Below are 26837 nucleotides of genomic sequence, written 5' to 3'. Positions count from 1 at the left end.
CTAAATATATGTTTGGTAGTGAAAACTATATAATTGGTATTGTTTTTTGTATAGTTGGTATTTAGCTATATTTCACTTTTCGTAAAATGCGTAGCGATTCTTTAAAAAAGAGGTAAGCCTCTTCGCTATATGTTTTTAAAAAAGGTTTGGCTTCTGTAAGTTTATCTATAGCTTCTTGAAAATCATTTAAATAACAGATTAAATAGGTTTCTGGAAGATTCATTAAATCGGCCTCTTCGTTTTTATTGAGTTTTTGTCCTTTTTTTAGTTTTTCTAATAAAGTATTGTTAGCATTATAGATATGATGCAATACTTTTTTATCTAATTGAGGCGCTTCAAAAAGCAGGTTAGTTTCAATAGTATAGCTTGCGTTGTTTTCAAAATGGATTAAAGTTTCTTCTAGAGGATAGTGTTTAGATGTGTTTTGTAGACTAAGGTTTACATATTCAATAATTTTAAAACTATCTTCGTTATAGCTTATTGCTACTTCATCTAAAGTGGAAAAAAACAAACGTACTTGCTCGTTTACCATTTCAATATCTACTCTAGAATAAAATGTTTCTTTGTTTACCATTTTCTTTTGTCCGGACCAGCAAAGCACAAAATATTCTTTAAACACTTTGTATTTCGGGTTATAATCTTTCCGCTTATTTAAAAAAGTGAAAACACCATCAAGCGTGTGTTGTATATTGTTTTGAGAATGATTTTCAATAGCGGCAACAATTTTAGAATTTACATCTATAATATCACTTTTAAAAACCTTTGGCATGCTTATGCTTCCATCTCTAAAAAAGACCGTTCCTCCATAATATTTCCAAATGTTTTTGCGAAGTGATGTTAAGCCATCAATCGCTCGAATGGTAACCAAGCCTACTACTTTATTACCTGACAAATGCGGAAAAGGAATATTCTCATACTGTACTATTGGCGGATTGGTTAAGTATGCATTTATTAAATTCTGAATTTTAGAATCATCAAAAAAGTCGACTCCAACAATAGTATTGTCTTCATCTTCTACGCCAATTACTATATACGAGTTGTTTTTCGGATTGCTATTAGAAAGTGCACAAACGTGTTTTAAAAATTTCGCTTTTCCTTCTTTTTGATCAATATTTATTTTTCGCTTTTTATCATAAAAACTGTTCTCATCGTTGTGAGCAAGTAGGTTTTTAATAAGCAAGCGTTTGTTGATCATGGTAACTTTCCACAAAAGTGGGAATCTCTTATTAATTAAATATTTTTCTTTACAATAGTGCTACTAGCCTGAGCGGTACAAAACACCAACACATCTGCAATATTTACATGTGCAGGACGTGTGATTGCAAAATAAATAATATCTGCAATATCTTCTGGTTGCAATGCTTTGTAGCCTTTGTATACGTTATCTGCAATAGCATCTCCTTTAAAACGGACTTGCGAAAATTCGGTTTCTACTAATCCGGGATTAATAGCACCAACTTTTATTCCGTATTGGTTGAGATCCATTCGCATACCTTCCGTAATGGCTAGAACAGCGTGTTTACTACCGCAATACACGTTTCCTTTTGGATACACTTCTTTTCCAGCAGAAGAACCAATATTTATAATATGACCAGAATTTCTTTCTGTCATTATAGGAATTACCGCTTTACTCACATACAGTAATCCTTTTACATTAATATCTAGCATCGCATCCCAATCGTCTAGATTTCCAGTTTCAATGGGATCTAAACCATGTGCATTTCCTGCATTATTTATTAAAATATCTATTTGTTTAAAATCTTCAGGAAGCGAATCAATAGCGCTAAAAACAGCATCTTTATCGCGTACATCAAAATTTAAAGTATACACGTTGGTTTGTGTATTTAGCTTTTCTTGTATCGTGTCTAAACGATCTTGTCTTCTTCCGCAAAGGATAAGGTTAATACCGTGTTTTGCTAACTCATGCGCTGTTGCTCTACCAATGCCACTGGTTGCTCCTGTTATTAATGCTGTTTTTTTCATTTAAAAATTTATTTTTCATTTCCACGAAAGTGGTACTGTTTTACTTTTTTATATTAAAACCGAGTAAGCAACTGCCTACTGCGACCAAACACTACTAACCTTTTTAAGGTGGTTATTAATCTTTTGCAAAGCAAGAATATAGTTTCAATTTATGAGATTCCTGCCTTCGCAGGAATGTATTATGGTACCTTATGTCCTTGGCAAGCCTCTAAAATTTTAAACCAATCTTCTAATTCTAATTTTATGTTAGTTGCTTTTACTGCATTTTCTATTCGCTTAGCGTTGGTGGTTCCTATTACAGGACGAATACCGGCTGGATGTTTTAAAGTCCAAGCGAGTAAAAGCTGATCTTCGGTAGCATTATACTTTTCTAATAAGTCACCAAGTTGTTTGTGTATGCGTCTGGTTTGTTCGGTATCTTCTCTAAAAACGACACCTAAAGGAGACCAAGCCATTGGTACGATATTGTTTAGCATCATTTGATCTAAAATACCATCATGCATCGCTTCGTGTTCTGTTAAGGAAAACGCTATTTGATTTACCGAAACTTCTGTGTATTTCGAAATTAAATCTACTTGTGATGTGGTAAAGTTAGAAACACCAAAATCTTTTATTTTTCCTTGCGCTTTTAAAATAGAAACCGCTTCTGCAATTTCATCTGGTTGCATTAAAGGACTAGGTCTGTGTAATAAAAAGAGATCTAAATAGTCCGTTTTTAGGTTTTTTAGCGATTCTTCTGCTGACCAAATGATATAGTTTTTACTAAAATTGTAGTGTTTTACTTCATTTTTACGATTTTCACTGACTAATTGAATACCACATTTGCTAATTAATTGCATTTTTTCTCGTGCGATGCCGCTTTCCGCGAAAGCGTTACCAAAAGCAGTTTCTGTAGTATAACTCCCATAAATATCGGCATGGTCAAAACTACTGATGCCTTGTGAGACACAATGATTTAGGGTTGTAATCATCTCTTTTTTAGAGAGTTGCTTGCCCCAATCTCCCCAAGTCATGGTTCCTGCAATAATTTTTGAAAATGATTTCATTGTAAATTTTTTGTTTTGAACATTAAAAATAGAAAAGTAAAACTCTTAAACATATATTAAACACTACAACTTTTAACCAATTATTAACAGCAACGCATTAAAAATTTTAACAAATTTACAGCTCCAAATTATGAATGATAAATTCAAGCCTTTAAAAATTAAAAAATGATGGAAGATACAAGTACAGTTGATATTAAGTCTATTAACGAGAAAATAGAGAAGGAGAGTGCTTTTGTGGATTTACTAACATTAGAAATGAATAAAGTAATTGTTGGTCAAAAAGATATGATCGAGCGTTTACTTATAGGATTATTAGGTCAAGGACATATCTTATTAGAAGGTGTTCCTGGTCTTGCAAAAACGTTAGCGATTAATACGCTATCTCAAGCGGTTTCTGGAAGTTTTAGTAGAATACAGTTTACACCAGATTTATTACCTGCGGATGTTACTGGAACTCTGATTTATAACATGAAGGAAAATGAATTCAAAATTAAGAAAGGTCCAATATTTGCAAATTTTGTATTAGCAGATGAGATTAACAGAGCTCCTGCAAAAGTGCAATCTGCTTTATTAGAGGCAATGCAAGAAAAACAAGTTACTATTGGTGATGAAACTTTTAAGTTAGACAAACCATTTTTAGTAATGGCAACGATGAATCCTGTGGAGCAAGAAGGGACGTATCCTTTACCAGAAGCGCAAGTGGATCGATTTATGCTAAAAACCGTTATTGATTATCCAAAGCAAGCAGAAGAACAATTAATTATGCGAGCGAATTTAAAAGGCGCATGGGAAAAAGTAAATCCTGTAGTTTCTGTAGCGCAAATACTTAGAGCGCAAGAAGCGGTTCGTGAAGTATATATGGATGAGAAAATTGAAAAATATATTCTAGATATTATCTTTGCAACACGTTATCCAGAAAAATATAAATTAGAAGATTTAAAACCATTAATCTCTTTTGGAGCTTCTCCTCGTGGAAGTATTAACCTGGCAACCGCTGCAAAATGTTATGCGTTTATTAAGCGAAGAGGTTATGTAATACCAGAAGATGTTCGTGCTGTTGTTTATGATGTATTGCGTCATAGAATTGGAATTACATACGAAGCGGAAGCAGAAAATATAACTTCAGAAGATATTATTAGCAAGATTGTTAATGAGATTGAAGTACCATAAAACAGCCTTTTGCTTTAAGCTTTTAGCGCATAGCTAATTGTGAACAGCCAAAAGCCAACAGCTTTAAAAAATGGACACAAAAGAACTTCTTAAAAAAGTACGAAAAATTGAGATTAAGACACGTCGTTTGTCTGATCATATTTTTGGAGGAGAATATCATTCTACCTTTAAGGGACGTGGTATGACTTTTTCTGAAGTAAGACAGTATCAATATGGAGATGATGTACGTAATATCGATTGGAATGTAACGGCAAGAACCAATTTGCCACATATTAAAGTTTTTGAAGAAGAACGTGAGCTTATTATGATGCTTATGGTCGATATTTCTGGATCTGAATTATTTGGAACCGAAGAGCAATTTAAAAATGAAGTAGTAACAGAAATTGCAGCAACTTTAGCATTTTCTGCAACACAGAATAATGATAAAATAGGATTGATTTTGTTTACCGACGAAGTGGAGCTTTATATTCCGCCTAAAAAAGGAAGATCCCATGTATTACGTATTATTCGTGAGTTAATTGAGTTTAAGCCAAAAAGCAAAGGTACCAATGTTGCCGAAGCTTTAAAGTTTATGCGAAACGTTATGAAAAAGAAAGCGATCGTTTTTGTGCTTTCCGATTTTATTGCAGACGATTATAAACAAACCTTAAAAATAGCAGCTGGAAAGCATGATGTAACCGGAATTAGAGTTTTTGATAAACGCGAAGCAGAAATGCCAAACATTGGTATGGTGCAAATGCAAGATGAAGAAACTGGTGAGTTGCTTTTAGTAAATACACAATCTAAAATGGTACGTAATAACTATGCTAAATTCTATAATGAAAAAGTAGCATATTATAAAGATAGTTTTGCAAAGTCTGGAGCAGGAACCATAGATTGTAGAGTAGATGAAAGCTATGTGAAAAAGCTTTTAGGTTATTTTAAAAGAAGATAATAATAAGAAAATTTCAGGTGGCGCATAGTCGAAACCTATTTTTAATATGAAAAGTAACGATTTAAGATTTAAGAATACCATTTCAAAAGCAGAAAAAAGTTTCCAACGAAACGTCCTTCTGTCTGCTGTCTTCGTGCTTCTATCCTTTTTTTCTTTTTCACAAGTAACTTCAGCTATAGATTCTACTTCTATAAAAATAGGAGAACAAATAACTTTTAGAGTGGAGGTGGAAACAGATACCACAAACCTAGTTGTTTTCCCTGAAGGACAAACATTTCTTCCTTTAGAAATGATACAGTCTTATGCCATAGATACTACAAAAGAAGACGCTAAATACAAGCTAATTAAAAAGTATGGATTAACACAATTTGATTCTGGGGCATATACAATTCCGAGACAGAAAATTGTAATTGGTACCAAAGTATTTCAGACAGATTCTTTACGTGTAGAAGTGAAAAACATTGTGGTAGATACTACCAAACAAGGTTTATATGATATTAAACCATTTATAGAAGTAGAGAAAAGCCCTAGTCAATGGTGGAAATATCTAGTATTAACTTTACTAATTTTATCTTTAGTTGGCTTCTTATTATATTGGTTTATTTGGAGAACAAAGCCACTAACAAAAGAAGAGAAAATTGCATTGCTTCCGCCTTATGATAGAGCGAAACTAGCCCTTCAAAATCTAGATGAAACGAACTATTTGCAAAATGCAGAATTAAAAGATTACTATTCTGAGTTAACGTTTATTATTAGAAAATATCTAGACGAAAAAGTATATGATCGTGCTTTAGAAAGTACTACAGACGAGTTAATAACGCGATTAAATATACTTAAAGATGGTAATCAAATAGATATTACTAAAGACGATATTAGAAATATTGAAACTATTTTAAAGCGTGCAGATTTAGTGAAATTTGCAAAGTCTGCTCCAGATGTGGAGTTAGCAAAATTAGATAGAAATACTATTGATTTAGAAATAGATCAAGTAAAAGAAGCATTACCAGAACCAACCGAAGAAGAAAAATTACAAGACCAAAAATATCAAGAAATACAAGAACAAAAACAAAAACGTAGAAAAACGATAATAACAATAGCTATCGTTATTGGTTTGTGTATTGCGACCTTTGTAGGCTTTGGTTTAAAATACGGTTTTGGATATGTAAAAGATACTATTGTTGGTAATGAAAGTAAAGAGTTGCTAGAAGGAAATTGGGTAACAAGTGATTATGGTTTTCCAGCAATTACTATTGCAACACCAGAGGTTTTAAAAAGAGAAAATCCGCCGATTCCTGAAGAGATAAAAGCAAAACTGCAGATGACCGTTTTTGGTTTCGGTAATGTTTCAGAAGCCTTAAGTATTAAGCTTTCTACGTTAAAAATTAGTCAGCAAGAAGATCCAGCGAATCCAGAAGCTAAAACGGAAATTGATTTAAATGAAGTTTCCGAAAAGGCAATTCAGCAATTAGAAAAACAAGGCGTTACAAATATGCTTGTTAAAAAAGAAAAATTTGTAACCCCTAACAATGCAGAAGGATTAAAAACCTACGGAACAGCGAGTCTTCCTGTGGAAAATACAAGTAATTTTTATGATGGTGAATATGTGCTTTTACATTTCACTGCAGAAAATGTAATACAAGAAATAGCTATTACCTATAGAAAAGGCGATGTCTATGCCAAAGAGATTGCAGAAAGAATTATTAATTCTGTAGAGCTTGTAAAAGAAGAAGTAGCAAAAAAAGAACAAGAAGAAAAGTAAACCATGTTGGAAGGAATAGAATTTTTAAATAAAGAATTTTTCTGGTTGTTTTTATTACTTCCATTAGCATTGCTATGGTATGTTTTTAAACACAAAAAGCAAACAGCAGAATTAAAAATATCCAGTTTAAAAGGTTTTAAAGTAACCAGTTCCTGGTTGCCAAAATTAAGACACTTACTTTTCGGATTACGTTTAGTAGCAATAGCAGCAATTATAACAGCGTTGGCTAGACCAAGAACCGTAGATGTTTCTACTAAAACCAAAACAACTCGAGGAATCGATATTGTGATGGCTATAGATGTTTCGGCAAGTATGTTGGCAAAAGATTTAAGACCTAATCGTTTAGAAGCTTTAAAAGAAGTGGCTTCCCAGTTTATTGCGGGAAGACCAAACGATAGAATCGGTTTGGTAGAATATGCAGGAGAAAGCTATACAAAAACGCCAATTACAAGTGATAAAGCTATTGTGTTGCGTTCATTAAACGAAATAAAATACAATACTATTATTGAAGGAGGAACCGCAATTGGAATGGGTTTAGCAACTTCTGTAAATCGTTTAAAAGATAGTAAAGCCAAGAGTAAAGTCATTATTTTACTAACCGATGGTGTAAATAATTCTGGTTTTATAGATCCTAAAATTGCAAGTGAATTAGCTGTAGAATATGGTATTAAAGTATATACTATTGGTTTAGGTACCAACGGAATGGCATTATCTCCATACCAAATAAACCCGAACGGCACTTTTCAATATGCAAGAGTACAAGTCGAAATTGACGAAGATTTATTGAAAGAAATTGCAGATGCAACTGGCGGAAAATATTTTAGAGCAACTAATAATAAGAAGCTTGCTGAGATTTATGACGAAATTAACAAGCTAGAAAAAACAGAAATAGAAGAATTTAAATTTTATAATTACGAAGAAAAATATCGATCCTTAGTATTATTAGCAGGATTATTTTTAGCAATAGAATTATTATTACGCTTCACTATTTTTAGAAGTTTTGTGTAATTACAATGAGATAATAAATGTCATGCTGAACTTGTTGAAGTATGGACATAAATAATAGGGTATTCGTGGTTAAGAAGTAAATAGCGCACGGAAATTTAATAAACAATTAAAAAGATTCCTGTTTTCAGAGGAAATAAATATGTATCAATTAGAAGAAAAAATATGGTTTTGGGTTTTAGTGATTATTCCAATAATAATCCTACTCTTTTTGATGCTTCAACTTTGGAAACATAAAGCACAAAAAAACTTTGCCAATAAAGCAATCTTAAAAAAATTAAGTCCGAACCAATCCCTTTTTAAAAGCATATTAAAAGTGATTATTTTGTGTTTAGTCTTTGCCAGTTTAGCAATAGCGTTGGTAAATCCAAAAGTGGGAACAAAACTAGAAACGGTAAAACGTCAAGGTGTAGATATTGTCTTTGCGGTAGATGTTTCTAAAAGTATGTTAGCAGAAGATATTGCGCCAAACAGACTAGATAAAACCAAACAATTAGTAACGCAAATTATAAATAACCTTGCAAGTGACCGCGTTGGTATTATTGCGTATGCAGCAAAAGCATTTCCGCAATTACCAATAACTACAGATTATGCAGCAGCTAAAATGTTTTTGCAAAATATGAATACAGATATGCTGTCTTCGCAAGGAACCGCAATAAATGGCGCGATAGAACTAGCAGAAACCTTTTTTGATAATGAAGAGCAAACCAATCGCGTACTAATTATTCTTTCGGATGGAGAAGATCATTTTGGGGAATCGGCAATTCGTGCAGCAGAAGAAGCAAACAAACACGGAATTAGAATTTTTACCATTGGCGTTGGCGATATTAAAGGAGGGCCAATACCAATAAAACGAAACGGAGTTGTTTTGAATTATAAAAAAGATAGACAAGGAGAAACCGTAATAACACGTTTAAACGAAGAGAATTTAAAAAGCATTGCGGCGGAAGCAAATGGCGTTTATATTAATGGTAAAAACACAAATGATGTAGTAACAACCATTCGAGACATTTTAAATAAAATGGATAAAACAGAATTTGAAGCCAAAGAGATTGCCGATTTTAAAGACCAATTTCAATGGTTTTTAGGATTAGCCTTATTATTGCTGTTTGTAGATATATTTTTATTAGAACGAAAAACAGCATGGTTGAAAAAACTAAACCTGTTTAACGAGAATTTTTAAACCGAGTAAACCTTGTAGGTTTTTAAAACCTTGTAGGTTTCTAATATAACTTTATAAAACCTTTAACTATAACCAAACCAAGAGTTTTATAATTTAGTAGAATTAAAATGAAACACATAGTAATAGTCATATTAGCCCTTTTTAGCCTTTCCTCTTTTGCACAAGACAAAGAAGAACAGGAATTACTTGCGCAAAAAAAAGCGAATGATTTGGTGTATGATGCCAATATTTTAGCCGATAATGAAGATTATGTTTCCGCAGAAATGGAATACAGAAAAGCTATTTCAGAACAGCCAAACTATCCAGTTGGTGCGTATAACTTAGGGAGTTCCTATTACAAAAAAGGAATCTTTGACGAAGCGTTATATCGTTTAAAGCAAACGGCAAAATACGCAACTACTAAAGATGAAAAGTACAGAGCATTCCATAATATTGGTAATGTTTTAATGGAAGACAAACAATGCAAAGAAGCAGCAGAAGCCTTTAAAAATGCATTACGAAACAATCCTACAGATAACGAAACTCGTTATAATTATGCTTTAGCAAAAGAATGTGCAGCCCAACAACAAGAACAGCAAGATCAGGAAGATAAACAGGACGAGAATAAAGAAGATCAAAAAGATCAGGAGCAGGATAAGGAAGACAAGAAAGATCAAGAAGATAAAAAGGATCAGGAAGACGAAAATAAAGACGAAGAGCCAAAAGACGACGGAGAAAAAGATAAAAAGGAAGGCGACGATAAAAAAGACGAAGAAGGCAATCCTAAAGATGAAAAAGAAGATCCAGGAAAAGAAGGAGAAGATCAGAAAAAAGAACAACCAAAACCACAGCCCGGACAATTATCGCCACAACAAGTGAAAAACTTGTTAGAAGCAATGAATGATCAAGAGCAAAAAGTACAAGATAAAATGAATGCTCAAAAAACAAAAGGAGCAAAAGTACAAACAGAAAAAGACTGGTAATAAGGTTAGAAGTCTAAACACTGAAACTTTAAAATTAGCATAAATTATATTAAGACAAATCCAAATCAGATGTCATGCTGAGCCTGTCGAAGCATTTTACAAAATGAAAACAATAAAACACATAACAATACTATTTATACTACTTGCAACAAGTATTGCTTCTGCTCAAGTTAAATTTGAAGCAAAAGTAAGTAAGAAGAAACTTGGTGTTAATGAGCGTTTGCGTATTGATTTTGAAATGAACGAAGATGGCGATAATTTTAATCCGCCAAGCTTTCAAGATTTTACTGTAGTAGCTGGTCCAAACCAATCGGTTAGTCATTCTTGGATGAATGGTAAAAAATCATTCAATAAAACCTATAGTTATTTTTTAGCACCAAAAAAACAAGGGAAGTTCACCATTAATCAGGCAACTATAGAAATTAAAGGAGAAATATTTAAAACTACTCCGATAACAGTTGTAATTTCTAATGCAGTAAGTAAGCCAAACGATCCTAACAATCCAGCAATAGATATCGAAGATAACATTCATCTAGTTGCAGAAGTATCTAAGACAAGTCCGTATTTAAACGAAGGAATAACGGTAGTCTACAAATTGTACGTTTCCCCAAATACCGGAGTTAGCAATTGGAGAGAAACCGACAGTCCAAGATACAATGACTTCTGGTCACAAAACATAGATATCAAAGGTCTTAAAATTTTAAAAGGAACCTACAAAGGTGAAGAGTATAGATATGTTGTTTTACGTAAAACTGTGCTTTACCCTCAAAAAACAGGAAAACTAGAAATAGAACCATTAAGCCTAGATATTACTGTAGATGTTCCTACTAATAGACGCAATATTTTTGGAGAGCGTTTAATGACGCAAGCGCATAAAACCATTTCGGCAGGAAGTAGAAACATTAACGTTAAACCGTTACCAGAAAATAATAAACCAGCAAATTTTACAGGAGCAGTTGGTGATTTTGATTTTAAGGTTGCAACGTCTAAAACCGCATTAAATGCGTCCGAATCTTTGCAAGCAACTGTAGCGGTTTCTGGTAATGGAAATTTAAAATTATTCGAATTACCGAAGCTAACCCTTCCTAGTTCTTTAGAAGTTTATGAGCCAGAGAATCAAGATAATGTAAGAACAAACATAAACGGCATGCAAGGGACACGCGGACAAAGTTATACTATTGTGCCGCAGTTTAAAGGTAAATATCCTTTGCCAAGTATTTCGTTTTCTTATTTTGATTTGAAAACAGAAAGCTATAAAACGCTTTCTTCAGGGGAATTAATTATAGATGTTTTAGAAGGTCCAACAAATAATGAAGCAACAAGTAATGGTGCAATAGCAAACGGAAACGATAAACAACCTATTTTGAGTAACGATCAATTTGCATTTATTAAAACCAATGCTAATTTAGTTAGCACAACAAAAAAGAATTTCTTTAAATCTACAGGATTTTGGACCGCATTATTAGGACCGCTTTTAGCAATACCATTGGCAATTGTTTTTAGAAACAAACGTGAGGAACGTATGGCTGATGTTACAGGAAACAAAATTAGAAAAGCAGATAAACTAGCGAAAAAGTATTTAAGTGTAGCAAAACGTGCTTTAGGACAAAAAGAAGCCTTTTATGTAGCTCTTGAAAAGGCATTACATAATTATTTAAAAGCCAAGTTACAAATAGAAACTAGCGATTTTAGTAAAGATAAGATTACCGAAATATTAAACGAAAGAGAAGTAGAAAACACCACTGTTTTAGAATTTGTTAGCATCTTAAAAAATTGTGAATTGGCACGTTATACGCCAATTACGCAAGTCGAAATGCAACAAGATTATGAAAAAGCAGCTAGAACAATTTCTGAAATAGATAAGCAAATTAGATAAATATTGAAACTCCTTTCTTAGAATAATAAGGAGGTGGATTTAATCCGATGCATTGGAATACAGACGGAAGCGTTTAACAAAAACATAAATGAAACAATTAATTTACATATTATTCCTTTTACTATCCACATTAAGTGTAGCACAAAGTAACACGCTTTTTGAAGAAGGAAATACGTTGTATAATGAAGGGAAGTTTTCGGAAGCAATTACCAAATACGAAAGTATTTTAGATGCTAAAAAACATTCTGCTTCGTTGTATTTTAATCTAGGTAATGCCCATTATAAACTGAATAATATTGCACCAAGCATTTTCTATTTTGAAAAAGCTTTAGCCCTTTCGCCTAACGATAAAGAAATACAAAATAATATCGCTTTTGCAAGAAACATGACTGTAGATGCTATCGATGTTGTACCAGAAATTGGTGTGTCTAAACTAATAAAAAACCTAACAAACGCTATGAGTTTTAATGCTTGGGCGTATGCTTCCGTTGCTGCTATGTTATTGTTTGTGTTGCTGTCTTTGTTGTATTACTTCAGCTATTCTACAAACAGAAAAAGACTAGCGTTTATTGGTAGTTCTAGCTTTTTAATTCTATCTTTTATCCTGTTGTTTTTTGCGTTTCATAAATTTGGTATCGATAAAAATAACAAACCTGCAATCGTATTTTCACAAGAAGCTTTAGTTAAAAGTGAACCTAATTTAAGAAGTGAAGAATCTTTTAGATTACATGAAGGGACAAAGGTTTTAATATTAGATACGGTAAATAATTGGAAGAAAATTAAACTTACAGATGGTAAAGTGGGTTGGATTTCTAATGATGATATCAAGGCATTAAATGAAATTTAATCTTTCCTTAACAAGTTAAAATTTTAAAAGATTATATTTGCAATTAATTTAATTAAAACGAATGTCTAAAAAAGGAGTGTCTATAATTTTTTCAGTGATCTTTTTACTGTTTATAGCTGCGCCAACTATTATTACAATAGTGGATGATACCTTAGACGTTTCTATTGTTTTCTCTATTTCAGAAGAAGAAAATCAAAACCATTTAAATGTAGAGGCTTTATTTTTAAATGAAAATACTAACGAGTTAGATTTCGCTTTGACTTCTGTTGATAATAACTTGTGTTATTTCTTTAAAAATTACGCAAAACCGCATTTAAACCTCATTTCTCCACCACCAGATTTTATTTAATTTTTTTTTCGTCCGACATTTACTGTCCTTGAAAAAATAGTAAAACTACTATGGATAAAACATTCCATAGTCTTAAAATTAATTTTAGAATGTTTAAAACATTAAAAAATGACTTGTGAGCAAGTATTGTTTTATTTTTTGTTTACATTCTATTAAGTACTAGCAAATCGAGTACTATTTTTTCAGAAATAATTTAATAGAGTCCATATATTTTATACCATTTTTTAAACGAAGAATAAAATTAGTTTAAAAAAATAATAAAAATTTTAAAAGTAATAATCATGAAAGCACATACAAAAGAGACACAAGCAACAATGACACCAGAAAAGTCATTACAATACTTAAAGGAAGGAAACCAAAGGTTTCAAAATAATTTGAAGGCTAACCGAAACCTTTTAGAACAAGTAAATGATACAAGTGATGGGCAATTTCCATTTGCTACTATTTTAAGCTGTATTGATTCTAGAGTTTCTGCGGAGTTGGTTTTTGACCAAGGATTAGGAGATATTTTTAGCGTTCGTGTAGCAGGTAATATTGTGAACGAAGACATTTTAGGGAGTATGGAATTTGCATGTAAATTGGCAGGTACAGAACTTATTGTAGTTTTAGGTCATACTAGTTGTGGTGCAGTAAAAGGAGCTTGTGATCATGCCGAAATGGGTAACCTGACCAAGTTAATTGAAAAAATTACACCAGCAGTTAATGCGGTTGCAGAGCCTAAAGACGAAAGCTTAAGGAGCTCTAAAAATTTAGATTTTGTAGATGAAGTATCCCACATGAATGTGCAATTAATGATCGATAGAATTCATGCAGAAAGCCCAATACTTACCGAAATGGAAAAAAACGGAGAGATTAAAATTATTGGAGCTATGTATAATGTGAATACAGGTGAAGTAGCATTTTACGAATAAAAATGGTTTGAAAAAGAAATACGTTTTCGTAATTTTTAGGAATTATTTTCCGTTAACCAAAAAATAAAGTAATACATATTATCTTTAAATATATAATTACATTTCTTAATTTTAAGGAATAGAAATACAAACAGTACAAGAAATAAACATAATAATGAAAAACTTTTTTTCAAATTTTAAAGGAGATGCCTTTGGAGGTATCACAGCAGGAATTGTAGCATTACCATTAGCATTAGCATTTGGAGTCTCATCAGGATTAGGACCTAGCGCAGGACTTTATGGTGCGATTTTTTTAAGTTTCTTTGCAGCCCTTTTTGGAGGTACTAATACTCAAATTTCTGGGCCAACTGCACCAATGACAGCAGTGAGTATGGTTGTTATTGCTGGGATAATAGCATTAAATGATGGCGATGTTTCTAAAGCTTTACCCGCAATTTTAACCGTATTTTTATTAGCTGGATTATTTCAGGTAGGATTGGGTGTTCTAGGTTTTGGGAAATACATAAAATACATTCCGTACCCTGTGGTTTCTGGATTTATGACAGCTATTGGTGTCATTATTTTAATTACTCAAGTTCTTCCAGCGCTAGGATACTATCCAAAAGAAGACATGGTTTTTGTAGAGCAATTTAAACCACAAGCAGAAGAGCTTATTCTTGAAAATATATTAAAAGAAGAAGCGGGAGAAGGTATTCTAGTTTTAGAAAATTTTAAAGAAACCATTGATAGAGGAAGTGAAATTACTGCAGAAGATATTTTAAAAGAATCAAAAACACTTGCTTCTAATGAAGCTTCAGGTGTTTTAGGTGCATTAAAATCATTACCAAAAGCGATTCAGCAAATTAATTGGTTAGAGCTTATTCTTGCGCTAGGAACTATATTTATTATTTACGGATTTAAACGTATTACCACCGCTATTCCAAGTACACTTGTAGCATTAGTGGTCATGTCAGGAATTGCTATTGGGTTTGGTATAGATTATAGACCTATTGAAGAAATTCCTACAGGATTACCAATTCCTAATTTAAGTATTTTCACCAATTTTAGTATAACTAGTGTAACGCCTTATATTTTTACGGCATTAACTTTAGCTTTATTAGGTGCCATAGATTCTTTGTTAACAAGTGTGGTTGCCGATAATATGACCAAAACAAAACACAAACCAAATAAAGAACTTATAGGACAAGGAATAGGAAATAGTATTGCCGCATTATTTGGTGGTTTACCTGGAGCTGGTGCAACGATTAGAACGGTTGTAAATATTAACTCTGGTGGTAAAACAAGACTTTCAGGAATGATTGCTGGTATTATGTTATTGTTTATCTTATTGGTTTTAGCGCCAATTGCATCGCAAATTCCTGCAGCTGTTTTAGCAGGTATTTTAGTAACGGTAGGTATTGGTGTTATGGATTATAAAGGCTTAAAAGCTATTCCTGCATTACCAAGAGATATGAAAATAGGACCTTTTAAAATGAGTTCTGAAGTTTTAATTATGGTTGTGGTATTATTACTTTCTACCTTTTGGAACTTAGTATATGCTGTTGGTGTTGGTTTAGTAATTGCATCTTTAATGTTTATGAAAAAAATAGGAGATCTTACTGCAGAGCGAAGTGATGTTAAAACACTAGCAAAAGAAAAAGCTTGGGCAGACGAAGCTAGTTTTCCAACAAAATTAAAAGAAGAAGTTTTTATTAAACATCTTAAAGGACCTTTATTTTTTGGTTCTACTAGTGAATTTCAAAGTTTGGCAGCACAAATTCCTACTACAGCTAAAACGGTTGTTATTCGTTTAGGCCGTATGCAGTATATGGATCAATCTGGTTTATATGCTATGGAAGACGTATTGCAAGAACTAAACAAAAATAATATAAATGTTCTCTTTGTTGGTTTGTTAAAACAGCCAAGATATATGATGGAGCGTATTGGTATTATCCCAGAATTAATAGCGAAAGAACACATTTTTACGACTTTTAATGATTGTGTACAATGGATTAAAACAAACGTGAAAGATCAAAATTAAATCGTAAAAGGATGAATCTAGATAATGTATTTGAAAATAATAAAGCATGGATAAAGTCTAAGTTAAATGAAGACGATGCGTATTTTGATAAATTAGGCGAAGGACAAAATCCGGAATTGTTATTTATTGGTTGTTCCGATAGTAGAGTTACCGCAGAAGAATTAATGGGATTAGGTCCTGGCGATGTTTTTGTACACCGTAACATTGCTAATATGGTTATTGGTACCGATTTAAACGCGATGTCTGTTGTAGAGTATGCTGTAGAACATTTAAAAGTGAATCATGTTGTGGTTTGCGGACATTATGGTTGTGGTGGTGTAAAAGCGGCTATGCAATCCGCAGATTTAGGTTTATTGAATCCGTGGTTACGTAACATTCGTGATGTATATCGTATTCACAACGAAGAGCTGAATGCCATTAACGAAGAAGAAAAAAAATACGAACGTTTAATTGAGTTAAATGTACAAGAACAATGTGTTAACCTTATTAAAACAGCTGCTATTCAAAAAGCAGTTCGTGGTAGAGGTTTAGTAGTACATGGTTGGGTTTTTGATATTCACACAGGAAAACTAATAGATTTAAAAATAGATTTTGAAAAAATTCTTAATGATATTCGAGAGATATATCATTTAGATTAGTTTTAAAACGAAAGCATAAGTAAATGCAAAAGCCACTTCAATCGAAGTGGCTTTTTTTATTTTTAATGTAACTAATTCTAAAAATAAAAGGATGCTTATTGTAGTAAACTGTAAACAAATTCTGGATGTCCACGTTCTCCAGCTGCATTAGTTAAAGCTAAAAACTGAAGTTTATACAAGTTACCATCGGTATCATTAACAATATAAAAAACATTGTCTTTTAAGGTTGGTAACGATCCTGGTCCGCCACCATATCTCCAACTGCTTCCAATAGCTCTTTGCTCATTATTATCAAAGTTGAAATCTACAACATCCGCTAGTGTGAAATCTTCATAGGTATAAGCATCAACCTCTGTATCTATACTATAGGCAGTTGCATTTGCTTTCGTGTTATTCGTTATAAAATCTGCATATCCATAAGCACCATATCCAGCAATTTCATTTGTGAAAACAGTGAAATTTAAATCCCAATCTGTTTTTATAGGTTCTACATTAACTTCCGATTCTGTGTCAAAACTAAAAAAGGTAAAGTTATAATCCGTATTTTTAGAAATGGTTACTTCCTGGTGCGTAGTAGCATCTAAATCGGCATATTGTAGAACGTAATCGCTACCATTTTGTAATACACTAATTTTTTTCCAGCCTCTAGCATCTCCTTTTACGGCTTCACTTCCTGTTGCAGGAGTTTCTGTTCCTACCGCATAACCTAAGTTTATTAAGTATACTTTATTGTCTGCATCTGTAGCCGAAATTGCAGCAATGGCGGTTCCGTTAATATTGCCTTCTGGAGAATCAATAAACCCAGCAGTTTCCTCTTGAAAAGTACCAACAGCGACTCTTGTTTGTAAATCTTGTACTTCTGCATCTGAAGAACGTACAGCATCAATATTCGCTTCGGTCAATTCGGCCACAGCCATATAAATAGAACCATTAATTGCAACTCTAAATTCAGAACCAGAATAAAATCCTAAATCCCAAGAATCACGTTGTATTAGAGTAGACGTATTTGTACTTAGGTCTATATAAACTTGGTTTTGCTCGTTTGGTCCTCCAACTTCTGGAGTAACTGCTGCTCCTTCTATTATAATTTGAATCGGTTCTGAAGAGCCATTGTCATCACTACTGCAGCTAGTAAAAGCCAAAACAGCAATGCTTAAAATAAGGGTAAAAAATTTGTTAGTCATAATGTCTAGTGTTTAAAAATTTAAATTATATAATAGTTTTAAGTAAAAAGATCTTCCATAACCTAATAAGAGATTATTGTTTCCTGCAGAATGCGTGCCTTCTGTATTCGAATTATTTACAGCAACATCTGTAACATCTAATAGGTTTCTTGTTCCTAAAGTGGTTTGGAATTTAGAATTGAAAAAGGATTTTTTTATGGATGCATCTAACAAACCATATCCTTCTGTTGTTGCTTTTGTATACATAGAATTACCATCTGCATCTGTAGAAGTGGCAAAGTAATTTTGTTGTTCGCCGTTATATTTTAACAGAACGGTTAGAGCAGTATTCCATTTTGGAATAGCGTAAGTAGCACTGGTGTTTAATTGTAATGCGTATAGAAAATCATTTTTCGCATTTGCTTCCGTATTAATAACCCTCGAAACACCTTGTAATGTGGCTCCTAAATTAAAGGTCCAATTGTCTGTTTTAATGGTGTTTTCTGAAGTGATTCCCCAAAGTTTATACGCATCAATATTGATATACTTGTATTGTAAAGGCGCTGTATTTACTAAAGCTAATTCAATTTTATCGGCTAAATGTATATAGCTAACTTTTATTGCATTTAATAGGGAAACATCATGAATCCAGCTTCTTTTTTTCAGATTTAAAAAAGCGGAGTAGCCATTTTCTGGAGCTAATTTTTCGTTTCCTTGTACATCGTGATTAGAATCTACAAAATAGTAATACAGCTCTTCAAAACTTGGTGTTCTGTAAGAGCTTCCAATATTTCCTCTAAGCTCAAAACCATGCGACATTAGATAGCGAGCACTAAACGAACCTAGTACTTTTGCATTAAATTTAGAATTGTATTCATAACGCAATCCAGGTCTTACGGAAAAGGCATCTGAAAATTTGTATTCTGCAGAACCATACGCGGCAAGACTATATATAGATTGCGTTTTATCACGTTCAAATTGAAAACCACTGGCTTGCGTATCAAAACCTTCAATATATCTGGTGTCATAACCAAGTTGAAAGTTGAAATTATCGCGTTTAATTAAATTATTAACAGAACCATTAGAGAAAAACACCTTGTTAGATTGGTACGTTTCATCGGTTTCGTCGGTTTTATCTTCGCTTAAAATATAATAGTTGAAAGTGTTTAAATCTCTTTTTTGTTGCTGATAAGAAATGGATGCTTTATAGTTTATTCCACTATTAAATTTCCCGGAAAGATTTACGTTATTGACAAAGCGATTGGTTGTATACACTTTATCTGTTGCAGAAGGATTACTGGTTTGTGAATCCACATCTATATTTGCTCTCACGGAAGCATCGTAGAAATTTAAGCCTTCATTAAAATATTCAAAACGATAATTAATTTGAAGTTTTTCAGACTTGTAGTTTAATAAAGCATTCGTGCTTATTTGTGTTTTTGGAAGCCATTCATAACCACGTAAACCATCATTTTGGTAATAATCCAGGCCTTGTTTATCGTTAAAAAAACCAGCAAATTGATTGCGATTAAAACCAATTCTAGTAAATAATTTTTCGTTTATATTATGTCCAACACTTATAGATTGAATATGTCGACCTTCATCAAACCAAGCATATTCATCACTAACCGTTTCTTCTTGTATAGAAGCTCGAATTTGCCAATCGGTTTCTATCGATTTTTTAGTAATTATATTAATAACACCAGATACTGCATTGGCACCATATTCTACTCCCATTGCGCCTTCCACAATTTCTATGCGCTCTACATCATCTAGGTTTATTTGGGTTAAATCGGTGTTGTTTCCTAGGCCATTTTCACTAACTAAAGGAATGTTATCTATTAAAATATTAAAGTATTGCTCGTCTAAACCAAAGAAGGAAATATTAGACTTTCCAGTTTGTGAGTTTGCTGTAATAGTAAGATTTAAATTAAAATTAAGTAGATCTGCTAAGTTATTTGCAGCTTGGTTTTCTATCTGCTCTCTTTTAATCACAATCACATTGTGAACCGATTTTTTTATAGACTGCGAATTATATTGTCCTGTAACCACAACCTCTTCAAGTTGTTCCGCTTTTGTAGAATCTATTGCTACTTGTGCGAAAGAGGAACCACTTAAAAAAAGTAAAAAATAAAGTGTAATATAATTTTTATTTAGACTCATTCTATTTTATATTTGCTGCAAATATAGAATCTTATTTTAATTCAATCTAAATAAGGATAAGTAATTTTAATTTTTTTTAAATACCAAAACCAAACGCTTTAAAAATGAAACAATTAGTTGTATTAGTAGTCTTAATTTTTGCAATTCCGTTCTCAGCAAATGCACAAAACAAGAAAAAACAAGATCAAAAATCCATAAAAGATATGTGTGGTTGCTATGAAGTGAGTTTTAATTTTGCAGAAACTTTTCAGTATTCAGAAGACGCTACATATGTACCTTCTAAAACAAAACATGATAAAGGTTTAGAATGGGTGCAATTGGTAGAAGAGGATAAAGACAAAATAGCGATGCAACATTTATTAATTGTTGGTTCTAAAGAGCAACCATATATAGTAAAGCATTGGAGACAAGATTGGGAATTTGAAAACACCAGTTTATACGAGTTTGATCACGATAATAAATGGACGTTTGTCAGTCTTCCAAAAGACGAAGTAAAAGGACAATGGACACAAAAAGTATTTCAAGTAGATGATAGTCCGCGTTACGAAGGTACTGCAACTTGGGTACATGTAGATGGAAAAAGTTATTGGGAAAGCACAACAGCAGCGCCTTTGCCAAGACGTGAGTATACCAAGCGTAGCGATTACAATGTAACGGTTAGAACCAATAGACATGAAATTGTAAAAAATGGCTGGATTCACGATCAAGATAACAACAAAGTTATTCGGGAAGACGCTAAAGAAGATGTGGTTTTAGCCCAAGAAAAAGGACACAATACGTATGTAAAAGTAGCAGATAGTAAATGTATAGCAGCACAAGAATACTGGGCAAAAGAAAAAGATAAATGGGCCTTAGTTCGAGCAAAATGGGATGCTGTTTTTGCAAGAAATAAAGATTTAGTATTAAAAGAAAAAGTAGATAATAAAGTATTGTTTAAGTATTTATTTGATGAAGAAAAATACCAGACAGTAGAAGAAATTAATCCATTAATTGAATCCTTTGTAAAAGAATAATATGAAATATTTAAAAAAGATAATAACCGTTGTCACGCTATTTTTAAGCATGCTAGGTTTTGCGCAAGAAAATATATTTTTAGATCGTGATTTTTGGATATCAAACCCAACTATTGAAACTGTAGAAGCTAAAATTAAAGATGGAAATAATATAGCCGAAGCAAATAAAAGCAATTTTGATGCTGTTGTTTACGCTATTTTGCAAGATGCACCAACCGAAACGATTAAACACATTCAGGCGAAAAAAGGAAATGATGCGAATAAATTAACACATGATGGTAGAACATACATTTTTTGGGCTGCCTATAAAGGTAATATCGAAATCATGGAATACCTGCTTAGCAAAGGTGCAAAAACAGATATCACTGATGATAAAGGAAATACCATCTTAAATTTTGCAGCTGGATCCGGACAACCAAATACAAAGGTGTATGATCTTTGTATCGCTAATGGCGCAAGCGTAGAAAAGGATCTAACGCCAAAAGGTGCCAATGCTTTATTACTAGCCGCGCCTTACGATAAAGATTTTGCCTTAATCAACTATTTCACTTCTAAAGGAGCAACTATGGATAGTGTAGATGCCGATGGAAATGGCATCTTTAATTACGTAGCCAAAACAGGAAATGTAGAGCTATTAAATCAATTACTTGAAAAAGGTGTAAAAGGAAATGATAACGCTTTTGTATTTGCAGCTGCTGGTACTAGAGGGAATACAAATACCTTCGATTTTTACAAATACTTAGAAAGTGTTGGATTAAATCCGGAAAAAGCTTCCATTAAAAACCAAACGCCATTACATATTTTAGCAGCAAGAAGTAAAGATTTAGAATTGATTAACTATTTCATGGAAAAAGGAAATGTAAATGCAATCGATGCAAACGGAAACACAGCCTTTTTAAACGCAGCAAATAGAAATAATTTAGAAGCAATTACTTTATTATTTAAAGAAGTTAAAGACATAAACCAAGTAAATAAAAAAGGAGAATCGGCTTTAGCTTTGGCTGTTGCATATAATTCTCCAGAAGTGGTAACCTTTCTTATTCAAAATAAAGCAGATGTTGGGGTTTTAGATGCGAATAAAAACAACTTAACACCTTATTTAATAGAATCCTTTTCGGCTAAAAAATCAGATGTTTTTGAGCAAAAGTTGGCTCTTTTAACTAAAAACGGACTAGATTTTACTAAAACACAAGAAAATGGAAATACTATATATCATTTAGCATTAGCAAAAAATGATATCTATGTTTTAAAGTTTATTGAACAATTTAAAATAGATGTGAATGCGAAGAATAACGAAGGGAATACAGCCTTACATCTTGCAGCTTTACAAGCAAAAGATACAGAGATCTTAAAGTATTTATTATCTATTGGAGCAAAAAAAGATGCAACTACAGATTTTGAGGAAACTCCTTTTGATTTAGCATCCGAAAACGAAATTTTAAAAGCACAGAAAATCAACTTAGATTTTTTAAAACTATAGATAATTTAAGAGTTTGTCATCAGGAATTGTCACACTGAGCGCAGTCGAAGTGTCTTTTCAGGATCTCATAAAAATATAATCTCATAAAAATATAATCTCATAAAATATAATTACAGATGAAACTTAAATCCATATTAACGATTTGTTTTTTAGCGATAACGATGCTATCCTTTACAACAAAAACAGCAGTTACTTCTTATAAATGTATGATTCAAATGATTAATTACACAGGGGAAAATGCATATGTAGTTATTTCCCTTATCAACCCAGAAGGTGCATACGAAAAAACCTTATACGTGCAAGGAGATGATGATGAGTGGTATCACGATATCTCCGAATGGTGGAATTTCTACGGAAAGAAACGATCCAATATTGATGCCGTTACTGGAGCAACCATTGCTGGAGGCGCAAGAACGATTAGCGTTTTAGAAATTGAAGATTCTAAAATAGATACAGGTTATAGTATTCGTTTTGAAACTGCTGTGGAAGATCAAGAATATTACACGAAAGATGTAGAATTTGAATTAACATCTGAAACAGTGAAAAGTAAAAAAGAAGGCACAGGATTTATTCGTTATGTGCGCATGATACCAAACTAAAATAGAAGATATTAAAACAGCATTTAATGGCACTTCGAGCGCAGTCGAGAAGTCTTAACAAGAAAATAGTATGACCATTTCCATTTGGAGATACAGCCACCTTACACTAGCTGTATCTTCTTTTGTTTTTATTTTTTTAGCATCTGTAACTGGAATTATTTTGGCATTCCAACCAATTTCAGAACAGCTAGAACCGTATAAAGTTTCTAATTTTGAAAGCATAACGGTTGCCGAAACGATTACTAATTTAAAGGAGAAATATCCAGAAGTTATCGATGTGCAAGTAGATGCAAACCATTTTGTTTTAGCTTCTGTGATTACTAACGATGGCGAAAGTTTAAATGGATATATAAACCCCAAAACAGCCGCGTTTATTGGAGATAAAATAGAAGTATCCAAATTTTTTAAATGGGTTACTAATTTTCATAGATCTCTATTTTTAAAAGGTATCGGACGCTTTTTTGTGGGATTGTGCTCCTTTTTATTATTGCTAATTGCAGTTTCAGGAACCGTTTTAATACTTAAAAGACAAGGTGGTTTTAAAAAGTTTTTCTCCAAAATAGTGAACGAAAACTTTAGCCAATATTGGCATGTATTTTTAGGGAGACTTTCTTTAATTCCTATTATCATTATAACCATTACAGGTGTTTATTTATCAGCGGAAAAGTTCGATTTACTTCCTAAGAGTAGCATTAATCATCAAATAGATTTTGAATCCCTTTCGGAAATACCAAAACAAAGTCTTTCAGATTTTCCTGTTTTCAAGAACACAAAGCTTTCCGAGGTAAAAACTATTGAATTCCCTTTTTCGGAAGATGTAGAAGATTATTTTACGCTTTCCCTTAAAGATAAAGAAGTTGTTGTAAACCAATTCACAGGCGAAATTTTAAGCGAAATTAACTATCCTTTGGTTACTGTTTTTTCAGACTTAAGCATGTTTTTGCACACTGGAAAAGGCAGTATTTTATGGTCTCTTATTTTAGCCATTGCTACCGTAAATATTCTGTTTTTTATCTATTCCGGATTTGCAATGACGCTAAAGCGTAGGAAGGCTAAACTAAAAAACAAGTATAAAAAAGGCAATTGCAAGTATGTGATTTTAGTAGGTTCCGAAAACGGAAATACCTTGCCATTTGCCAACCAATTACAACAACAATTAATAAAAGTAGGCGAAAGCGTTTACATCGCAGAACTTAATAATTACGATACATACAGTAAAGCAGCACATATTATTGTGATGACTTCTACCTATGGCAAAGGCGAAGCACCAGCGAATGCTAATGTGTTTTTAGAACGATTAAAAACGGTAAAGCAAAAACAAGATATTAGTTATTCGGTGGTAGGTTTTGGGTCTTTAGCATATCCTGATTTTTGCCAATTTGCTTACGATGTAGATGCAGCGATGCAGCTTCCGTTTCAACAAGAATTCCCTGTTTTTACCATCAACGATAAATCCATAGCTTCCTTTGAGGAATGGATAAACTTATGGAACAAAAACAGAAAGCTTCCAATGCATATTTCCAAAGAAAAACTCGCGGCAAAACCAAAACCAAACAACACACTTACGGTCGTAACAAAAGCAAAAGCAGAAGACCATAACGATACTACTTTTCTAATCACATTAAAGTCGAATTCTACAAAATTTAAGTCCGGCGATTTGTTGGCTATTTATCCTAAAAATGATTACAGAGAACGTTTGTATTCTATTGGAAAAGTCAACGGAAACATACAGTTAAGTGTGAAATTGCATGAAAACGGATTAGGCTCAGGGTTTTTAAATAGCCTAAACCAAGGGGATATTTTTAAAGCACGAGTCGTAAAAAATGCAGCATTTCATTTTCCTAAAAAGGCATCCAGAGTAATTTTAATTGCAAACGGAACAGGAATCGCTCCTTTTCTAGGGATGCTTGACGAAAACACCAAAAATTTAGAAACCCATTTGTATTATGGTGTGCGACGAAAGGAGTCGTTACAAATTTACAATCAAGCATTAAAAGAAAATAGAAATAAGAAACAATTAGCCAAACTAAACGTTGCGTTTTCAAAAGATGGACCTAAAACCTATGTGCAAGATCTATTAAAATTAGATGCTTTTTCGATAGCAGAAGCTTTAAAAAATAAAGGTGTGCTTATGATTTGCGGTTCCTTGGCGATGCAAAACGATGTATTAAAAGTTTTAAATACAATTACGCTAGAAAACTTAAACCTTCCGTTAAGCACATTTATAGAAAAAAATCAGATAAAAACAGATTGTTACTAATCCCTAAAAGAGAAGTCTATGTGTACGAATATTAAAACAATTTCTAAAGTTAGTAGTGGCGAATTATCTATTTGTACACATTGTAATATATATCATTTAGAATTTAATAATATCTATTTTGAGTTTACCGAAGTACAATACAAACAGTTTAAAAGGTATCTTTTAGCATTAGAACCAGAATATTGGGAGAACAAATATGTAGACGCCAAAGTAAAGCGGAAAATTCCAATACCTTCTTTACAATCTAATCTTGTTTTAATGTTTAATAGACAAGAAGTCGCAGAATTAAAAGCCCTTTTCTGTAATAAAAAACACGTCTTTGATAAGTATCTAAATGTAGATGATATTGACTACACGCTAATTTTAAATTAGAATAAAATATATTTAAACTTCTTCCGTATCAGGTGTTTCGTCTTCCGTTTCTTCGGCTTTAATAATACTAGGGAATAATATTGGTGCAATGGATTTTACAGGTTCGTATAAAACAGAATCCTTTAAATCTTCTTCACCTACAAAAGGTATCGTGTTATTCATTGTGCTAAAAACGACAAGAATGATACTAAGTATTAAACCAATTTTTAAAGCACCAAAAACACCACCTAATAACTTATTTATAATACCTAAAGCTGCAAAATCTGCCAGTTTAGTTAGTGCTTTTCCTGCCAGAGATATCACCAAAATGATAACTATAAAAGTGATAGCAAAAGCGACAATATTAATATATTTTTCTTCCCAACTAAATTTACCTTCTAAAAATGTTGCAGCAAAATGACTAAAATGTATAGCGCCATAAACACCGGCAACCAAGGCAGCAAGTGAGGCAACTTCTACAAAAAGCCCTTTCATAAATCCTCTTACCAAACCAAAAAGAAGTAATGCTCCTAAAATAATATCTAAAACGCTCATAAAATTAGAATTTTGTCAAATATAGAAAAAACAAATCTTCTCTCCTTTTTTTAATTAGAGATGTCTCGAAGTCACAGCGAGGTTTAGTAACTTTGTAACTTATTATAGTAACTAAAATAAGATTTCCACTTTCGTGGATTATATATATGGCAAGAGATAAAGAACTAAAAGAACGCTGGGATTTGGTAGTCGTAAAACTATCTGATCAATTCGCAGATGGAGATAAACTAGATTTAGATGCCATCATCTATTTAATCGGTTTGCAAGAACTTGGACAATTAAATAGAACCTTTAAAAAGGACCAAAAACTAGACCTTATGCACATTGCAATTTGCAAAGTACTTACGCCTTATGGCTATTATGAGTTAGATTTTGTAGATGATGAAGGTTGGCCACATTACACCACAAAAGCAGAATTACCGCACTTAAAAGCAGGAGAACAAAGCGTTTTAATGAAAGAAGCGATTGTAAACTACTTTATGGAAACACAATATATAGACTAAAAACGTGTACTTTCGAGGGACTGCTTTTTTGCGGGATAGTATGAAGAAGTTGGGCGTTACCGCAATG

24 protein-coding genes are annotated in these 26837 nt (G+C 32.6%); 18 read left to right on the top strand and 6 right to left on the bottom strand.

The window, feature by feature from the left end; genetic code table 11:
* Positions 1-61 precede the first annotated feature (61 nt).
* The 3 genes from ACVCZW_RS14665 to ACVCZW_RS14655 all read right to left on the bottom strand — a co-directional run bounded on the left by ACVCZW_RS14665 (position 62) and on the right by ACVCZW_RS14655 (position 3029).
* Positions 62-1195: a DUF5929 domain-containing protein gene (locus ACVCZW_RS14665; protein WP_452230439.1), complete on the bottom strand. Its 1134-nt coding sequence runs from the start codon at positions 1193-1195 to the stop codon at positions 62-64.
* 35 nt (positions 1196-1230) lie between these two features.
* Positions 1231-1983 carry an SDR family NAD(P)-dependent oxidoreductase gene (locus tag ACVCZW_RS14660; RefSeq protein ID WP_452230438.1) on the bottom strand — a complete coding sequence of 251 codons (753 nt, stop codon included), beginning with the start codon at positions 1981-1983 and terminating at the stop codon, positions 1231-1233.
* Between the two features lie 179 nt (positions 1984-2162).
* Positions 2163-3029, bottom strand: coding sequence for an aldo/keto reductase (locus ACVCZW_RS14655; protein WP_452232758.1), 867 nt, complete (start codon positions 3027-3029; stop codon positions 2163-2165).
* A gap of 165 nt (positions 3030-3194) precedes the next feature.
* Between ACVCZW_RS14655 and ACVCZW_RS14650 the strand changes: the two genes are divergently transcribed.
* From ACVCZW_RS14650 to ACVCZW_RS14595, 12 genes are all read left to right on the top strand, one after another.
* Positions 3195-4199, top strand: coding sequence for an AAA family ATPase (locus ACVCZW_RS14650; protein ID WP_452230436.1), 1005 nt, complete (start codon positions 3195-3197; stop codon positions 4197-4199).
* 70 nt (positions 4200-4269) lie between these two features.
* Positions 4270-5133 carry a DUF58 domain-containing protein gene (locus ACVCZW_RS14645; protein WP_452230435.1) on the top strand — a complete coding sequence of 288 codons (864 nt, stop codon included), beginning with the start codon at positions 4270-4272 and terminating at the stop codon, positions 5131-5133.
* Positions 5134-5179: 46 nt separating this feature from the next.
* The gene (locus ACVCZW_RS14640; protein WP_452232757.1) at positions 5180-6892 is read left to right on the top strand and encodes a hypothetical protein; all 1713 of its coding nucleotides are present in this window, start codon (positions 5180-5182) and stop codon (positions 6890-6892) included.
* Between the two features lie 3 nt (positions 6893-6895).
* Positions 6896-7900 (top strand): vWA domain-containing protein, encoded by a 1005-nt coding sequence (locus ACVCZW_RS14635; RefSeq protein WP_452230433.1) that lies wholly within the window; start codon positions 6896-6898, stop codon positions 7898-7900.
* A 139-nt stretch (positions 7901-8039) separates the two neighbouring features.
* A complete protein-coding gene (locus ACVCZW_RS14630) occupies positions 8040-9080 on the top strand; it encodes a VWA domain-containing protein (protein ID WP_452230432.1) in 1041 nt (346 codons plus the stop codon).
* Between the two features lie 107 nt (positions 9081-9187).
* Positions 9188-10042, top strand: a complete 855-nt coding sequence (locus ACVCZW_RS14625; protein WP_452230431.1) for a tetratricopeptide repeat protein — start codon at positions 9188-9190, stop codon at positions 10040-10042.
* A gap of 103 nt (positions 10043-10145) precedes the next feature.
* Positions 10146-11918 (top strand): BatD family protein, encoded by a 1773-nt coding sequence (locus ACVCZW_RS14620; protein WP_452230430.1) that lies wholly within the window; start codon positions 10146-10148, stop codon positions 11916-11918.
* A gap of 88 nt (positions 11919-12006) precedes the next feature.
* The gene (locus tag ACVCZW_RS14615) at positions 12007-12765 is read left to right on the top strand and encodes a tetratricopeptide repeat protein (protein WP_452230429.1); all 759 of its coding nucleotides are present in this window, start codon (positions 12007-12009) and stop codon (positions 12763-12765) included.
* A 61-nt stretch (positions 12766-12826) separates the two neighbouring features.
* Complete coding sequence (locus ACVCZW_RS14610; protein WP_452230428.1) at positions 12827-13114, top strand: hypothetical protein; 288 nt, start codon at positions 12827-12829, stop codon at positions 13112-13114.
* A 281-nt stretch (positions 13115-13395) separates the two neighbouring features.
* A complete protein-coding gene (locus ACVCZW_RS14605; protein ID WP_452230427.1) occupies positions 13396-14025 on the top strand; it encodes a carbonic anhydrase family protein in 630 nt (209 codons plus the stop codon).
* Positions 14026-14179: 154 nt separating this feature from the next.
* Entirely contained in the window at positions 14180-16045 is a 1866-nt protein-coding gene (locus ACVCZW_RS14600; RefSeq protein ID WP_452230426.1) for a SulP family inorganic anion transporter, read from the top strand.
* 11 nt (positions 16046-16056) lie between these two features.
* Positions 16057-16683, top strand: a complete 627-nt coding sequence (locus tag ACVCZW_RS14595) for a carbonic anhydrase (protein WP_452230425.1) — start codon at positions 16057-16059, stop codon at positions 16681-16683.
* A 95-nt stretch (positions 16684-16778) separates the two neighbouring features.
* On the opposite strand, the gene ACVCZW_RS14590 is transcribed toward ACVCZW_RS14595, so the two are convergent.
* Both ACVCZW_RS14590 and ACVCZW_RS14585 read right to left on the bottom strand, forming a co-directional pair.
* Complete coding sequence (locus ACVCZW_RS14590) at positions 16779-17867, bottom strand: HmuY family protein (RefSeq protein WP_452230424.1); 1089 nt, start codon at positions 17865-17867, stop codon at positions 16779-16781.
* A 12-nt stretch (positions 17868-17879) separates the two neighbouring features.
* Positions 17880-20009, bottom strand: a complete 2130-nt coding sequence (locus tag ACVCZW_RS14585) for a TonB-dependent receptor plug domain-containing protein (protein ID WP_452232756.1) — start codon at positions 20007-20009, stop codon at positions 17880-17882.
* 104 nt (positions 20010-20113) lie between these two features.
* Here ACVCZW_RS14585 and ACVCZW_RS14580 point away from each other — a divergent pair, with 104 nt between their 5' ends.
* The 5 genes from ACVCZW_RS14580 to ACVCZW_RS14560 all read left to right on the top strand — a co-directional run bounded on the left by ACVCZW_RS14580 (position 20114) and on the right by ACVCZW_RS14560 (position 25733).
* The gene (locus ACVCZW_RS14580) at positions 20114-21022 is read left to right on the top strand and encodes a DUF6607 family protein (protein WP_452232755.1); all 909 of its coding nucleotides are present in this window, start codon (positions 20114-20116) and stop codon (positions 21020-21022) included.
* Position 21023: 1 nt separating this feature from the next.
* Complete coding sequence (locus ACVCZW_RS14575) at positions 21024-22502, top strand: ankyrin repeat domain-containing protein (RefSeq protein WP_452232754.1); 1479 nt, start codon at positions 21024-21026, stop codon at positions 22500-22502.
* Positions 22503-22618: 116 nt separating this feature from the next.
* Positions 22619-23101 (top strand): DUF2271 domain-containing protein, encoded by a 483-nt coding sequence (locus ACVCZW_RS14570; RefSeq protein WP_452232753.1) that lies wholly within the window; start codon positions 22619-22621, stop codon positions 23099-23101.
* A 70-nt stretch (positions 23102-23171) separates the two neighbouring features.
* Complete coding sequence (locus tag ACVCZW_RS14565) at positions 23172-25361, top strand: PepSY domain-containing protein (RefSeq protein ID WP_452232752.1); 2190 nt, start codon at positions 23172-23174, stop codon at positions 25359-25361.
* 18 nt (positions 25362-25379) lie between these two features.
* Positions 25380-25733, top strand: coding sequence for a DUF6686 family protein (locus tag ACVCZW_RS14560; RefSeq protein WP_452230418.1), 354 nt, complete (start codon positions 25380-25382; stop codon positions 25731-25733).
* 12 nt (positions 25734-25745) lie between these two features.
* On the opposite strand, the gene ACVCZW_RS14555 is transcribed toward ACVCZW_RS14560, so the two are convergent.
* Positions 25746-26267 carry a CvpA family protein gene (locus ACVCZW_RS14555; protein ID WP_452230417.1) on the bottom strand — a complete coding sequence of 174 codons (522 nt, stop codon included), beginning with the start codon at positions 26265-26267 and terminating at the stop codon, positions 25746-25748.
* Between the two features lie 146 nt (positions 26268-26413).
* On the opposite strand from ACVCZW_RS14555, the gene ACVCZW_RS14550 reads away from it, so the two are divergent.
* On the top strand, positions 26414-26770 hold the full coding sequence (locus ACVCZW_RS14550; protein ID WP_452230416.1) for a hypothetical protein: 357 nt from the start codon (positions 26414-26416) through the stop codon (positions 26768-26770).
* Positions 26771-26837: the final 67 nt, after the last annotated feature.

This window comes from Lacinutrix sp. MEBiC02595 (assembly GCF_053601555.1).
Note: the sequence above shows the minus strand (reverse complement) of the source record. Positions and strands in the feature narration are given on the sequence as shown.